Origin of the sequence: Streptomyces sp. NPDC013187, from assembly GCF_042899705.1 — a bacterium.
Taxonomy (GTDB): domain Bacteria; phylum Actinomycetota; class Actinomycetes; order Streptomycetales; family Streptomycetaceae; genus Streptomyces; species Streptomyces hawaiiensis_A.
The window spans coordinates 1-12,799 of record NZ_JBIBAF010000004.1 but is presented as its reverse complement, the minus strand read 5'-3'; the positions used below and the strand labels follow the sequence as shown (position 1 = coordinate 12,799).

Below are 12,799 nucleotides of genomic sequence, written 5' to 3'. Positions count from 1 at the left end.
CATCGAGTCGGTCGGGTTCTTTCTCGTCCGCCGCCGGCCGCTTGCCCAGGGCGGAGCTTGTGGCGGATCACTCAGCCGGGTCGTCCCACGTGACGGGGACCGCCTCCGGGGTGCGCAGCAGGGAGCCGGTCCGCCAGCGGAGTTCGCCGGCAGGGACGGACAGTCGTAGTCCCGGCAGGCGTTCGACCAGTGTGCTCAGCACGACCTGCAGTTCGAGCCGTGCCAGGGGGGCGCCCATGCAGTAGTGGACGCCGTGACCGAAGCCGAGGTGCGGGTTCTGGGGGCGTGTGAAGTCGAGGGAATCGGCACCGGGAAATACGGTGGCGTCGAAGTTCGCGGAGGCGATCGAGGTGATGACCGCCTCGCCCGCGCGGATGAGCGTGCCGCCGATCTCGATGTCCTCGAGGGCGATGCGAGCGAATCCGTCCATGGTGCTCAGCGGGGTGAAGCGCAGCAGTTCCTCGACGGCGGCGGGAACCAGGCCCGGGTCGGCGACCAGGCTGTCGTAGAGTCGGCGGTCGCTGAGGAGGATGTGGACGAAGTTGCCGATCTGGGTGGCCGTGGTCTCGTAGCCGCTGATCAGCAGGCCGGAGCCGATCATGAGAAGCTCGGCTTCGGAGAGCCGGTCACCTTCGTCGCGGGCCTGGACCAAGGTGCTGAGGAAATCGTCGGTGGGCCGGGCGCGGCGGTCGGCTACCAGCACCGCCATGTAAGCGGTGAAATCCTCGGTCGCCTGCTGTACCTCCGCGGGACTCAGGGAGGACGAGACCAGCGCCTCGGAGAAGTCACGGAAACGATGGCGGTCGCCGTACGAGACGCCCAAAAGTTTGCAGATCACGGAGATCGACACGGGTAGGGCCAGATCTTCCATGATCTCCGCGGACGGATCGTCGCGGGCGACCATGTCGTCGAGCAGCTCGTGGGTGAACCGCGAGACCTGCGGGCGCAGTTCCTCCACTCGGCGGGCGGTGAACGCCTGCCCGGTCAGCCGCCGAAGCCTGCTGTGCTCGGGCGGGTCCATGGAGATGAGGCCGCCCGCGGGCAGCGGGTATTCGGTGGGCCGGGGCACGTCGCGTCCGGCCCCGGCCTCCATGCTGAACCGCTGGTCGCCCAGGACCGCCTTCACATCGGCGTGCCGGGTCAGGAACCAGGCCTCGCCCCCGTACGGCATACGGACCCGGGAGACGGGTTCGTGCTCCCGCAGATGGCTGTAGAGAGGATCCAGCGCGACGCCGTCGAAGGTGGAGAAAGGGTAGGGGTGAGCCTCGGAGACCGGGCAGCTGAACGTCATGAGAACTCTCTCGGTCGTACGGGGACGGCGGGAGGGGCTGGGTGCTGTGAACGCTGTGCGGCGAGCCCGGTCCCCGTCTGGATCGTCCGGCATACCGCTTCGGCGTGCTCGGCGAGGTAGAAGTGGCCCCCGGGGAAGGAATGGAATGCCGTCGTCCCGGTGGTCAGTCGGTGCCAGGCCCGGGCTCCGTCGGCGGGGACGTGGGGGTCCTCGCTTCCCGTCAGCACGGTGATCGGGCAGGCGAGGGGCGCCCCCGGGCGCCAGGTGTAGGTGTCGGCGGCTCGGTAGTCGTTGCGGATGGCGGGCAGGGCCAGGCGCAGGACCTCCTGGTCGGCCAGCACACGGGGGTCGGTACCTTGCAGTTCGGCGAGCCTGGCGATCAGCTTGTCGTCGCTCAGGAGATGCGTGGCGGTCCGAAGGGCGACGGTCGGGGCGACGCGGCCGGAGACGAACAGGTGCGCCACCCCGGCTCCCGGCGCCTGTCGCTCGAGGTGGCGGGCGGTCTCGAAGGCCACCAACGACCCCAGGCTGTGGCCGAAGAGCGCCACCGGCCGGTCCAGCCAGGGCTGGAGAGCCGCGACGATGTGCGCCACCAAGCCGTCGACGGTGTCCACGAACGGCTCCAGGCGCCGGTCCTGCCGCCCGGGGTACTGGACGGCGAGCACCTCGAGCGAGTCCGGAAGCAGCCGGGTGAAAGGGAGAAAGGCACTGGCGCTGCCGCCGGCATGGGGAAGGCAGACCAGCCGGAGCGCGGGGTCGGCGACGGGCCGGAAGCGGCGCAGCCAGAGGTCGTCCGCGCCGGTGGAGCCGGGCACGGTCCCGGCAGGCCTCTCCCTCCGGGGTGGTCCGCTTGCGGGCGTCACGGTTTCAGCGCCTTCCACCACGTCCCGTTGGCCCGGGACCAGTCGAGGGTCTTCGCGAGGCCGGTCTCGAAGGCGACGCGGGGAGCCCAGCCCAGCTCCTCGGCGATCTTTCCGGCGTGGGGGGGCTTGTCCAGCGCGAGGACGTGGGCGTCGGCCGGCTCCGGATAGGAGCCGGACAGGCCCTGTCTTACGAAGTGCGAGCCAATGAAGCCCGCCGCCCCGGTCACCAGGACGCGCATGATCGATCCGCCTTTCTGCCGTGCTGTGGGGGAGGGGTGATCAACCGGTGCGCGTCGCCCCGAGTCCCGAAGCGACCTCCATGAGGTAGCTCCCGTAGCTGGAGGCGCTCAGCTCTTCGCCCAGCCGGTAGCAGGTGTCCGCATCGATAAATCCCATACGCAATGCGATCTCCTCTATGCAGGCGATGCGTACGCCTTGGCGCTGCTCCAGCAGTTGGACGTACTGACCCGCCTGGAGCAGAGAGTCGTGCGTCCCCATGTCCAGCCACGCGAATCCGCGACCGAGCTGGGTCAGTCGCGCCCGGTTCTGCGCCAGATAGGAGAGGTTGACATCGGTGATCTCCAATTCGTTGCGGGCGGAAGGCTTGAGTCCCTTCGCCAGCTCGACCACGTCGTTGTCGTAGAAGTACAGCCCGGTGACCGCGAGGTTGGAGCGGGGACGCTTCGGTTTCTCCTCCAGCGACAACAAGCGCCCCTGCGCGTCGATTTCGGCGATTCCGTAGCGCTCGGGGGACTTGGACGGATAGCCGAACAGCTCGCAGCCGTCGAGGCGTTGGAGGCAGTTCTTCAGCACGCTGGAGAATCCAGGGCCGTGGAAGACATTGTCGCCCAGAATGAGCGCAACCCGATCGTTTCCGATGTGTTTGTCGCCGACCAGGAACGCGTCGGCGATACCACGCGGCTCGTCCTGAACCGCGTAATCGAGGTGTATGCCGATGCGAGAGCCGTCACCGAGCATGACCTGGAACGTTTCCACGTGCTGGTGCGAGGAGATGATGAGGATGTCCTGGATGCCGGCCAGCATCAGCACCGACAGTGGATAGTAGATCATGGGCTTGTCATAGACGGGTAACTGCTGCTTGGAAATCGCACCGGTCAGCGGCTGCAGCCGAGTGGCACTGCCCCCGGCAAGGACTATCCCCCTCACCTTGGGGCGTTTCCGCGGTGTCTCGAACAACGTGGTCCTCCGAGGCATTCATTGCCGATTGGGGGATGGAGACGCTCTCTGAAGGCCGGCAGACGTGGTGCCGTCTCGTGGATGTCGAAGACGAGGGGGGATTTCCGGCCTGCCGTGAGGCGGTGCAGCGGTTTCCGAACCGCCGGGGATTGTCAGGCGGCGGCGAGGGAAGGAATCCTGGTCGCGCATACCTGTGCCGGGATGGCCTCCGGCACGGCGGGGCGCTTTCGGACGCACTATGCCTCCGCCCGTTGCTGCTCCTGCCAAGCCTGATAGGTCGGCAGCAGTCCGAGTCGTTCGGCTGTCGCGATGGTCGGGGCGTTCCTGTCCCTGTCGGAGAGCAGCGGTTCGATGTCTGCCGGCCACGCGATGCCGAGGTCCGGGTCGAGTGGATCGATGGAGTGCTCGCGCTCGGGGGCGTACCCGGAGGAGCACAGGTAGACGAGAGTGGAGTCGTCGGTGAGGGAGAGGAAGGCGCGGCCCAGTCCCGCGGTCAGGTAGACGGCGGTGTTGCGTTCCGCGTCCATGGGTACGATCTCCCAGCGCCCGAAGGTCGGTGAACCGGTGCGGACGTCCACGACGACGTCGAGGCCCGCTCCGCGCACGCACACGCTGTATTTGGCCTGACCGGGCGGGACCTCGGTGTAGTGGATGCCGCGCAGCGCGCCGCGCTGGGACACCGCGACGTTGATCTGGGCCACCGGGAAATCATGACCGAACGCCTGACGGAACTTCTCGCCCTGGAACCACTCGTGAAATCTCCCGCGGTGGTCGGAGTGGATGACGGGTTCCTGCGACCAGGCCCCCTCGATGCTGAGTGGGTGCATCGCGTTGCACGTCCTTCGCACTGGCAGAGGTGAGCAGCTTCGGCCGAGGGGGGATCAGCCGGAGCGTCTCCAGTAGGAACCCTGGCGGTCGATCTGGTGGATCTCATCTGTGATGCCGTGCTCGTCCCGGAATTCATGCACGGCCTGCCGACACGCCGGAATGCAGTAGTCGTCGACGATGATGTATCCGCCGGCCGACACCTTGGGGTAAAGGTTCGTGAGCACATCCTTGGTGGCTGCATACGAGTCCCCGTCGAGCCTCAGCACTGCGAGCTTCTCGATGGGTGCGGTAGGCATCGTGTCCTTGAACCAGCCGGGGAGGAAACGGACCTGGTCGTCCAAGAGCCCGTAACGTTCGAAGTTCCTCTTCACCGTCTCCACATCGACCGGGATGCTGAGGATCTCGTTGTACTGGCCGAGATCGATGTCGACGTCCAGTTGATGGTCGTCCTCGGCGGTCTTGGGGAAGCCCTGGAAGGAGTCCGCGACCCACACCTTCCGGTCGCGCACCCCGTACGCCTCGAAGAGACCACGGGCGAAGATGCAGGCCCCGCCGCGCCAGACCCCGGTCTCCGCGAAGTCTCCCGGTATGCCGTCGCGCAGCACGTCTTCGAGGCACTTCTGCAGATTGTCGAGCCGCTTGAGGCCGATCATCGTGTGCGCGACGCGCGGATAGTCCTCACCCGCTGCGCGTAGCTCAGGAGAATACGAGCTGTTCGTAATGAAGCCCGCGACGTTGGTCTGGTCCTCGTAAATCATGTTCGTCACGACCTTCTTCAGAAGGTCGAGGTACAGGTTTGCGCCGGCAGGTGTGACTGTCAATTTTCCTCGCCTACGGGTAGCAGCGCGCCCAGCGGGCGTCTCATTCCGGGCAGGGCCATTGCGGCTGAAGTCCCTGGATTCAAGGGGATGAGCTGGATGGAGTGACCATCTAACAACAGTGATCACGCCCGGGCAAGGGTGGAGATTCAGCCACGACAGGTGTCGCAACTGTCTGAAAATTAGGGGGGATATGGTGCGTTAACCATCGTGGCCGCTCGAGTCGAGCCTTGCTGGGCCGCCGACCGTGTGATTGCATATTCGAGGAAGATGCAGCTCCTCCGATTGTGTTTAGTGCGAGGAAATCCTTGGAATCTTCGAAAGTTGTTCACAACAGCCCTCCGGAGCCAGGTGTCGCATGGCCCTTTGCGCGTACCTGCCCCTTAAGCCTCCCCGATGAGTACGCCGAGAAGCGGAAGAACGAGCCCATATGTCGGGCTCAGGTGTGGGACGGCTCCAGGACCTGGCTCATCACCAAACACGAGCATGTGCGAGCCCTTCTCGCCGACCCCCGGGTCACCGTCGATCCGGCCAAACTGCCCAAGCTCTCCGCCTCCGACGGCGACGGCGAAGGCTTCCGGTCACTGCTGACGATCGATCCGCCGGACCACAACGTTCTGCGCCGCATGCTCATATCCGAGTTCAGCGTGCGCCGGGTCCGGGGGATGCGGCCGGGAATCGAGCGCACGGTGCACGGGCTGCTGGACGGGATCCTGGAACAGCGCGGACCGGTGGACCTGGTGGCCGAACTGGCCCTGCCCATGTCCACCTTGGTGATCTGCCAGCTCCTCGGGGTGCCGTACGAGGACCATGAGTTCTTCCAGGAGCGCAGCGAACAAGCCACACAGGTGGGCGGCAACGAGGAGTCACTGGCCGCCCTCTTGGAACTGCGTGACTACCTGGACCGGTTGGTCACCGCCAAGATCGAGGCTCCGGGTGACGACCTACTGTGCCGGCTCATCGCCGATCGGCTGCACACCGGTGAGATGCGGCACGCCGAGATCGTGGACAACGCCGTGCTGTTGCTCGCCGCCGGTCACGAGACCAGCGCCAACATGGTGGCCCTCAGTGTCCTGACACTGCTGCAGCACCCCCGTGTGCTGGCGGAGTTGCGTGAGGACAGGACCCTGCTGCCCCAGGCGGTCGACGAGCTTCTGCGCGTGCACTCCATCGCGGACGGCCTTCGGCGGGCGGTCACTGCGGACATCGAGCTGGGCGGCATCACGCTGCGTGCCGGGGACGGTCTCATCGTCTCGCTGGCTTCCGCCAACCGTGACGAGGACGCCTTCGCCTCTGCGGACGACTTCGACCTGCACCGCCCGGTGCGCCAGCACGTCGCGTTCGGCTACGGCCCACACCAGTGCCTGGGGCAGAACCTGGCCCGGCTGGAACTGGAAGTCACGCTGGGAGCGGTGGTGGAGCGCATTCCCACGCTCAGGCTGGCCGGTGGCGTCGACGCACTGCGGGTCAAGCACGACTCGACGATCTTCGGGCTGCATGAGTTGCCGGTCGAGTGGTGACGGAAGGGGGACACAGGGTGCAGGTGGCAGTACAGCAGAGCCGGTGCCTGGGAGCCGGCCAGTGCGAGCAGTTGGTGCCGGAGGTTTTCCGCCAGGACGAGGAAGGGCTGAGTCAGGTCCTGGTCACCGAACCCGAGCCGGCGCTGTGGCCGCGGGTGCTCCAGACGGTTCAGCTCTGCCCCGTGCAGGCCGTGGTCGTCGACGAGGGTTCCGGTCACCCGCCGCGGGACACCGAGTGACGGCTGACCGCTGGGCCGGCCGCACGGTGCTCGTCACGGGTGCGCTGGGGTTCATCGGCTCACACTTCGTCCGGCAGCTGGATGCGCGCGGAGCTGAGGTGGTGGCCCTGTACCGCACCGAACGGCCCGAGTTACAAGCCGAGTTGTCGGCGCAGGGCCGGGTCCGCTTCGTGAGGACGGAACTGCGGGACGAGTCGGACGTGCGCGGAGCCTTCAAGTACGTGGCGCCGTCCATCGACACCGTCGTCCACTGCGCGGCCATGGACGGCAACGCCCAGTTCAAGCTCGAGCGCTCCGCCGAGATCCTGGACAGCAACCAGCGGACCATCTCCAACCTGCTCAATTGCGCACGGGACTTCGATGTGGGCGAGGTTGTCGTCATGAGCTCCTCCGAGCTGTACTGCGCGACACCCACCGCGGTGGCGCGTGAGGAGGACGACTTCCGCAGGTCCATGCGGTACACGGACAACGGTTACGTTCTGTCCAAGATCTACGGTGAGATCCTGGCCAAGCTCCACCGCGAGCAGTTCGGCACCAATGTCTTCCTGGTGCGACCGGGCAACGTCTACGGGCCGGGGGACGGCTTCGACCCGTCCCGCGGGCGGGTGATCCCGAGCATGCTGGTCAAGGCTGACGCGGGTGAAGAGATCGAAATCTGGGGAGACGGCAGTCAGACCCGGTCCTTCGTGCACGTCGCCGACCTGGTGCGGGCCTCGCTGCGCCTGCTGGAGACCGGTAAGTACCCAGAGATGAACGTGGCCGGCGGGGAGCAGATCTCCATCCTGGAACTGGCCCGGACGGTGATGACCGTCCTCGGACGGCCCGAGCGCATCCGCCTCGACCCCAGCCGCCCGGTCGGCGCCCCGAGCAGACTTCTGGACCTGTCCAGAATGTCGGAAGTGATCGATTTTGAGCCCCGGTCGCTGCGGACCGGGCTGGAAGAGACCGCTCGCTGGTTCCGCCGTCACAAGCGCTGAACCCTCCTCGTACTCCTGGAAGGTAACTCGTGGCCAAGCACGTCCCGAACTCGTTGATCCGCGAAATAATCCGAGCCGCCGGCGGACATGACGCCGACCTCAAGGACCTCGCTGCCCGGCACCCTCCGGCCGACATCGTCCGTGCGCTCCTGGAAGAGATCACCACGCGCTGCCCCGCTCCCGTGAACGATGTCCCCGTCCTCGTGGAGCTGACAGTCCGGGCGGGCGACCAACTGTTCCCCTCCTACCTGTACGTCCTCAAGGACGGCCCGGTGCGCCTCGCCGCCGAGGACGAGGCGTTCGTCGCCATGCGTATCGAGTACGACCTGGGGGAACTGGCGCGGGAGCTGTTCGGACCGGTGCGGGAGAACGTCACCGGGGTGCGCCGGACCACTCTCTTCCCGTACGTCGCGGCCGCGCAGTCGGAAGGCGACGAGGGCTCGGGAGCCGAGCACATCGGCACGCACTTCCTGGCCGCGCAGCAGGGCTCCCAAACCGTGCTGGCCGGCTGCCACTCCCGCAAGCCGGACCTCAGCGAACTCTCCTCGCGCTACCTGACCCCGAAGTGGGGCTCGCTGCACTGGTTCACCCCCCACTACGACCGCCACTTCAGCAGTTACCGTGACCAGCAGGTGCGCGTACTGGAGATCGGTATCGGCGGTTACAAGCACCCCGAGTGGGGCGGCGGTTCACTGCGCATGTGGAAGCACTTCTTCCACCGCGGTGAGATCTACGGGCTGGACATCGTCGACAAGTCACACTTCGACGCGCCGCGCATCACGACCCTGTGCGGCGACCAGAGCGACCCCGACTACCTGCGGTCGGTCGCCGAGGAGTACGGCCCCTTCGACATCGTCATCGATGACGGAAGCCACATCAACGACCACATCCGTACGTCGTTCCAAGCGCTGTTCCCGCACGTGCGGGCCGGTGGCCTTTATGTGATCGAGGACCTGTGGACCGCCTACTGGTCCGGCTTCGGCGGCAACGAGGACCCGAAGCAGTACAGCGGCACGAGCCTGGGCCTGCTCAAGTCCCTCGTGGACTCGATCCAGCACGAGGAACTGCCGGAGGCCGGCGGCCACCGCCCCGGGTACGTCGACCAGCACGTGGTCGGCATGCACCTGTACCACAATCTCGCCTTCATCGAGAAGGGCACCAACGCCGAGGGCGGCATCCCCCCGTGGATCCCGCGCGACTTCGAGACGCTGGTCGCCGTCTCCTCCGGGGGGCACGAATGAGCAGCCGTCGGCACCAGGCACCGGGACACACCCGACCGAGCAGCGGGGGGCCGGCATGCGTGTGACCCTGCTGAGCGTGGGATCCCGAGGCGACGTACAGCCGTTCGTCGCTCTGGGGATCGGCCTGAAGGCCCGCGGCCACGACGTCACCCTGGCCGCTCCCGCCGCGCTGCGGCCGCTGGTCGAGCGCGCGGGGCTGACGTACAAGCTCTCGCCCGGGGACCCCGACGGATTCTTCAGCATGCCCGAGGTCATCGAAGCGCTGCGGCGCAGTCCCTCGTTCAAGAACATGCTCGCGGCGATGCCCGAGGCACCGGAGAGCTACACGCAGCAGGTCGTCGACGCGATCCACGACGCTGCCGAGGGCGCCGACCTCATCGTGAACGCGCCCCTCACCCTGGCCGCCGCGTACGGGCACCCGCCCGCTCCATGGGCCTCGGTGTCCTGGTGGCCCAACAGCATGACCGCGGCCTTCCCGGCCGTCGAGTCCGGGCAGCGCAGACTCGGGCCGCTGACGCCTCTGTACAACCGATACACCCACCGCAGGGCGGCCCGCGACGAGTGGGAGTGGCGGCGTCCCGAGATCGACGGCTACCGTCAGCGACTCGGTCTTCGGCCCTTCGGCGACAAGTCCCCGTTCCTCCGACTGGGCCACGACCGCCCGTACCTGTTCCCCTTCAGCCCCAGTGTGCTGCCCAAGCCACGGGACTGGCCGCGCCAGAGCCATGTCACCGGCTACTGGTTCTGGGACCAGCACTGGGAGCCGCCCGCCGAGCTGGAGGCGTTCCTGGAGGACGGGGAACCCCCGGTGGCGCTCACCTTCGGCAGCACCTGGTCACTCCATCGGCAGGAAGAAGCCCTCCAGGCCGCCCTCGATGCCGTCCGCGGCGTCGGACGCCGACTGGTCATGGTCGACGGCCCGGACGGTGACCTGCCCGACGACGTGCTCCGCCTGCACCAGGTGGACTACGCCGCCCTGTTCCCCAGGATGGCCGCGGTGATCCATCACGGCGGCGCCGGCACGACCGCCGAAGTCGTGCGGGCCGGAGTGCCACAGGTCATCGTGCCGGTCTTCGCCGATCACCCTTTCTGGGCGGCGCGGCTGTCCAGAGCAGGCGTCGCCGCACGGCCGGTGCCCTTCGCCCGGTTCAGCCGAGCGGCACTGGCACAGGGTGTTCGTCAGGCGGTCACCGATCCCGCGGTGGCGGCCCGGGCCAGGCGGCTGGGCGAACTGGTCTCCAAGGAACGGGGAGTGGACACCGCCTGCGACATCCTCGAGAAGTGGGCGGAGACATCACGGGTCGCGTCCTGAGACGGCCACCGGCGAGCGGGCGGGCCGGAACCCGCTCGCCTGCCGGCCGACGGGCCCGGGGCCCGCGACGCTACGCCGACAGCCGGTAGGCGGAGAGCCGCACGGAGAGCGTGACCTGGGACGGCACCGGCAGCCGCTGGATCGTCTCGTCGTCCTGCTGCGCGTCACGGTGCCAGGCATTGGGCCCCATGCCGACCAGGTGGGCCAGAGCCTGGTGGTCGAGTGCCATGGTCCGGGTCAGCCGCTCCGTGGCGACGGCCGAGAAATGCGGGGCGAACTGCTCCGCGAGACGCGACTCCTTGCCTTCGTCCACCTGCAGCAGGCCGAGGGTGCCGATGAGTTCCTGCAGGTGATCGGGCAGGGGAGTGACGACCAGGAGGACGCCACGGGGATGGAGGATGCGATGCAGTTCAGAACCATTGCGGGGAGCGAACGTGTTGATCACCACGGCGGCGGCGGCGTCCTGCATCGGAAGCGTCTGCCAGGCATCGGTGACGGCGGCCGCGATCCGCGGATGAGCCTTGGCGGCACGTCGCACGGCGTATTTGGAGATGTCCAGCAGCAGGCCCTCGACGTCGGGGAACGCGTCCATGACCTTGGCGTGGTAGTGGCCCGTTCCACCACCGATGTCGACGATGCAACCGGGCACGGCCGGATCAGCCGTCCGCCGCGCCAGATCGACCAGCGCATCCATGACAGGGTCGTAGTGCCCCGCCGACAGGAATGCGTCCCGGGCCTCCACCATTTCCTTTGTGTCCGCTCGCAGCTTCGTCGCCCTCGGAAGCAAATTCACATAACCCTGCTTCGCGATGTCGAAGGAGTGTCCGGCGGGGCAGGAAAGTGCACGGTCGCCCAGCGCCAGCGAAGCACCGCAGTGCGGGCAGGCGAGGTATCGCACGATCCTGTTGAGCATGAGGCACCGTTCCTTCGGGCGAGTCGGCGGACCGGCCAACCTTAACGCAGGCATCCGGGCCGCCGGCCGCCCGGTGCAGTGCCGAAGAATTCCCGTGACGCACACCCACAGCGGATCAACCCCAATTGCGCGCACGACACGACAACCGGCCAATTCCCCGGCGATTCCTTACGGAACGCTGCGCATGTGGCCTCACCGATTTCAGCAAGTGCTGACAGTGGCCCTGCTCTGTCAGCGTGACAGCCCATATCGATCGACCAGGAGTTCCGATGGCCCCGAAGAGTGGTGCGCAGCGTTCGAGCGACATAGCCGTCGTCGGCATGTCCTGCCGCCTTCCGGGGGCACCTGGCATCGAAGAGTTCTGGGAACTGCTGACCTCCGGAGGCAGCGCGATCGAGCGTCGCGCCGACGGCACCTGGCGAGGCTCCCTGGAGGGGGCCGCCGACTTCGACGCCGCCTTCTTCGGCATGTCCCCTCGCCAGGCCGCCGCAGCGGACCCGCAGCAGCGGCTCATGCTGGAACTCGGCTGGACCGCCCTGGAGAACGCCAGGATCGTCCCGGGCAGCCTCGCCGGCACGGACACCGGCGTCTTCGTCGGCATCGCGGCCGACGACTACGCGGCGCTCCTGCACCGGTCCGAGACCTCCGTCAGCGGCCACACCGCGACGGGCCTGAGCCGGGGTTTGGCCGCCAACCGCCTCTCCTACCTCCTGGGCCTGCGCGGTCCCAGCCTCGCGGTGGACAGCGCGCAGTCCTCCTCGCTGGTCGCGGTCCACCTGGCCTGCGAGAGCCTGCGCCGTGGCGAGTCCGACCTCGCGATCGTCGGCGGCGTCAGCCTGATCCTCGCCGAGAACAGCACGGCAGGCATGGAGCTCATGGGCGCGCTCTCGCCGGACGGCCGCTGCTACACCTTCGACGCACGCGCCAACGGCTACGTACGGGGCGAGGGCGGAGCCTGCGTCGTCCTCAAGCCTCTGGACCGGGCACTGGCCGACGGGGACCGCGTCCACTGCGTCATCCGAGGCAGCGCGGTCAACAACGACGGCGGCGGCTCCACCCTGACCACACCCCACCGCGAAGCCCAGGAAGCCGTGCTGCGCACGGCGTACGAACGGGCCGGGGTCGGCCCGGACCAGGTGTCCTACGTCGAACTGCACGGCACGGGAACGCCTGCCGGCGACCCCATCGAGGCGGCGGCTCTCGGCGCGGTGCTCGGCACGGCCCGGGGCCGGAGCACACCGCTGTCCGTGGGGTCGGCCAAGACGAACGTCGGCCACCTGGAAGCGGCTGCGGGCATCGTGGGATTCGTGAAGGCCGCGCTGTGCGTCCGTGAGGGCGCGGTACCTCCGAGCCTGAACCACGCGACGCCCAACCCTGCCATCCCCATGGACCGGCTCAACCTGCGTGTGTCCACGCGACTGGAGACCTGGCCGCAGCCGGACCAGCAGGGAACCGGCCGGTTGCGGCTGGCCGGCGTCTCGTCCTTCGGCATGGGCGGGACGAATGCGCATGTGGTGTTGGAGGAGGCGCCGGTCTCGGAGGACGGGGAGCTGGGGGCTGGTGAGCCGTTGGCTGTGACGCCGGTGGTGGTGTCGGGGCG

General features: G+C 67.7%; 13 protein-coding genes. 6 read left to right on the top strand and 7 right to left on the bottom strand.

Translation table 11 applies throughout. From position 1 onward, the window contains the following. Positions 1-67: 67 nt before the first annotated feature. The 6 genes from ACFY5B_RS08675 to ACFY5B_RS08650 all read right to left on the bottom strand — a co-directional run bounded on the left by ACFY5B_RS08675 (position 68) and on the right by ACFY5B_RS08650 (position 5,000). Positions 68-1,291 (bottom strand): cytochrome P450, encoded by a 1,224-nt coding sequence (locus ACFY5B_RS08675; RefSeq protein WP_389966539.1) that lies wholly within the window; start codon positions 1,289-1,291, stop codon positions 68-70. Then, entirely contained in the window at positions 1,288-2,106 is an 819-nt protein-coding gene (locus ACFY5B_RS08670; protein WP_389966536.1) for a thioesterase II family protein, read from the bottom strand. Before ACFY5B_RS08670 ends, ACFY5B_RS08675 begins: the two co-directional genes overlap by 4 nt. Before the next feature lie 44 nt (positions 2,107-2,150). Then, positions 2,151-2,393: a hypothetical protein gene (locus tag ACFY5B_RS08665; protein WP_389966533.1), complete on the bottom strand. Its 243-nt coding sequence runs from the start codon at positions 2,391-2,393 to the stop codon at positions 2,151-2,153. Positions 2,394-2,433: 40 nt separating this feature from the next. Further along, entirely contained in the window at positions 2,434-3,321 is an 888-nt protein-coding gene (gene rfbA, locus ACFY5B_RS08660; RefSeq protein ID WP_389967692.1) for a glucose-1-phosphate thymidylyltransferase RfbA, read from the bottom strand. Between the two features lie 266 nt (positions 3,322-3,587). After that, positions 3,588-4,178, bottom strand: a complete 591-nt coding sequence (locus ACFY5B_RS08655; protein WP_389966530.1) for a dTDP-4-dehydrorhamnose 3,5-epimerase family protein — start codon at positions 4,176-4,178, stop codon at positions 3,588-3,590. Positions 4,179-4,232: 54 nt separating this feature from the next. After that, the gene (locus tag ACFY5B_RS08650) at positions 4,233-5,000 is read right to left on the bottom strand and encodes a TylF/MycF family methyltransferase (RefSeq protein ID WP_389966527.1); all 768 of its coding nucleotides are present in this window, start codon (positions 4,998-5,000) and stop codon (positions 4,233-4,235) included. A gap of 485 nt (positions 5,001-5,485) precedes the next feature. Here ACFY5B_RS08650 and ACFY5B_RS08645 point away from each other — a divergent pair, with 485 nt between their 5' ends. Genes ACFY5B_RS08645 through ACFY5B_RS08625 form a run of 5 tightly spaced genes read left to right on the top strand, consistent with a single transcriptional unit; the run spans position 5,486 to position 10,286 of the window. Then, positions 5,486-6,517, top strand: coding sequence for a cytochrome P450 (locus tag ACFY5B_RS08645; protein ID WP_389966524.1), 1,032 nt, complete (start codon positions 5,486-5,488; stop codon positions 6,515-6,517). Positions 6,518-6,540: 23 nt separating this feature from the next. Further along, the gene (locus tag ACFY5B_RS08640; protein ID WP_389966521.1) at positions 6,541-6,756 is read left to right on the top strand and encodes a ferredoxin; all 216 of its coding nucleotides are present in this window, start codon (positions 6,541-6,543) and stop codon (positions 6,754-6,756) included. Further along, complete coding sequence (locus tag ACFY5B_RS08635) at positions 6,753-7,733, top strand: NAD-dependent epimerase/dehydratase family protein (RefSeq protein WP_389966519.1); 981 nt, start codon at positions 6,753-6,755, stop codon at positions 7,731-7,733. Before ACFY5B_RS08640 ends, ACFY5B_RS08635 begins: the two co-directional genes overlap by 4 nt. A gap of 29 nt (positions 7,734-7,762) precedes the next feature. Further along, the gene (locus ACFY5B_RS08630; protein WP_389966517.1) at positions 7,763-8,974 is read left to right on the top strand and encodes a hypothetical protein; all 1,212 of its coding nucleotides are present in this window, start codon (positions 7,763-7,765) and stop codon (positions 8,972-8,974) included. A 55-nt stretch (positions 8,975-9,029) separates the two neighbouring features. Further along, positions 9,030-10,286 carry a glycosyltransferase gene (locus tag ACFY5B_RS08625; RefSeq protein ID WP_389966514.1) on the top strand — a complete coding sequence of 419 codons (1,257 nt, stop codon included), beginning with the start codon at positions 9,030-9,032 and terminating at the stop codon, positions 10,284-10,286. 70 nt (positions 10,287-10,356) lie between these two features. On the opposite strand, the gene ACFY5B_RS08620 is transcribed toward ACFY5B_RS08625, so the two are convergent. After that, the gene (locus ACFY5B_RS08620; protein ID WP_389966511.1) at positions 10,357-11,199 is read right to left on the bottom strand and encodes a putative RNA methyltransferase; all 843 of its coding nucleotides are present in this window, start codon (positions 11,197-11,199) and stop codon (positions 10,357-10,359) included. Between the two features lie 269 nt (positions 11,200-11,468). On the opposite strand from ACFY5B_RS08620, the gene ACFY5B_RS08615 reads away from it, so the two are divergent. After that, a partial coding sequence (locus tag ACFY5B_RS08615; RefSeq protein ID WP_389966508.1) for a polyketide synthase occupies positions 11,469-12,799 on the top strand: 1,331 nt, incomplete at its 3' end.

What these genes read in the sequence shown, in the direction of transcription:
- ACFY5B_RS08675 (WP_389966539.1), bottom strand. Translation starts at nt 1,291, where the DNA reads ATGACGTTCAGCTGCCCGGTCTCCGAGGCTCACCCCTACCCTTTCTCC.
- ACFY5B_RS08665 (WP_389966533.1), bottom strand. Translation starts at nt 2,393, where the DNA reads ATGCGCGTCCTGGTGACCGGGGCGGCGGGCTTCATTGGCTCGCACTTC.
- ACFY5B_RS08655 (WP_389966530.1), bottom strand. Translation starts at nt 4,178, where the DNA reads ATGCACCCACTCAGCATCGAGGGGGCCTGGTCGCAGGAACCCGTCATC.
- ACFY5B_RS08625 (WP_389966514.1), top strand. Translation starts at nt 9,030, where the DNA reads ATGCGTGTGACCCTGCTGAGCGTGGGATCCCGAGGCGACGTACAGCCG.
- ACFY5B_RS08620 (WP_389966511.1), bottom strand. Translation starts at nt 11,199, where the DNA reads ATGCTCAACAGGATCGTGCGATACCTCGCCTGCCCGCACTGCGGTGCT.